Source organism: Streptomyces niveiscabiei (assembly GCF_001419795.1).
GTDB classification, from domain to species: domain Bacteria; phylum Actinomycetota; class Actinomycetes; order Streptomycetales; family Streptomycetaceae; genus Streptomyces; species Streptomyces niveiscabiei.
Window position 1 is genome coordinate 1 of the sequence record NZ_LIRL01000695.1, and the last position, 1,009, is coordinate 1,009.

General features: G+C 69.4%; 1 protein-coding gene. It reads right to left on the minus strand.

Translation table 11 applies throughout. The features are described 5' to 3' along the window. Window positions 1-848, minus strand: an 848-nt coding sequence (locus AOK24_RS30790; RefSeq protein WP_055723317.1) for a DUF3109 family protein, incomplete at its 3' end; no start/stop codon positions are given. Between the last annotated feature and the right edge of the window lie 161 nt (window positions 849-1,009).

Sequence of the window (1,009 nt, forward strand, 5' to 3'; positions counted from 1 at the left end):
ACCAGGGGGAGGTGGGAGGCCAGGCGGGCCTCGCAGAGTTCGACGAGGCGGTCGTAGCCGGCCTTGCCCATCAGCTCCGTGAGTTCGGGGCGGTAGGTGATGTAGACGGGGTCTCCCGCGCCGTGCGCGGATGTCGCCGAGGTGCACCACCAGTGGAGGTCGTGGCCGCCGGGACCCCAGCCGCGGCGGTCGTACTCGCCGATGGAGACCTGGAGGATCCGCGTGTCGTCGGGGCGGTCGATCCAGTCGTACGTCCGGCGCACGGGCAGCTGCCAGCAGACGTCCGGCTTGGTCTCCAGGGGCTCACGGCCCTCCTGGAGCGCCAGGATGTGCAGCGAGCACCCCGCGCCGCCCGCGAAGCCGGGACGGTTCTGGAAGATGCAGGAGCCGTTGTAGGGGCGCGTCTGGCGGGAGCCCTCGTCGTCCTTGGAGACCCAGCCGCCGCGCTGCCCCTCCGCGTGGTGCTGCCAGATCTCGGGTGTGAGCCGCGCCACGAAGCCGGCGACGCGCTTCTCGTCCTCCGCGTCGGAGAAGTGGGCGCCCAGCGTGCAGCAGCCGTCGTCCGCGCGGCCCGCCTGGATGCCCTGGCAGCCGCTGCCGAAGATGCAGGTCCAGCGGGAGGTCAGCCAGGTCAGGTCGCAGCGGAAGACCTGTTCGTCGTCCGCGGGATCCGGGAACTCGACCCACGCGCGCGCGAAGTCGAGCCCCTTCTCGTCACCCTCCAGAGCCTGTTCCTTCGATGACTTCGCCTGCGAAGAACTCCCGGACAGTTCGCCCGCCTTGTCGCCCTTGGGTGACTTCTCCGGCTTTTCCCGGTTCTCGTTCTTCGCCTTTTTCGTCTTTGGCACGGGACCAGGGTAAGTCGCCGCGGCCGTCTCACGGCACAGACGGAGGGACGGAGGACGGACCCACTGGCAGTAGCGTTCTTTACATGAGACTCGGTGTCCTCGACGTGGGATCGAACACGGTGCATCTGCTGGTGGTGGACGCACACCCGGGCGCGCGCCCG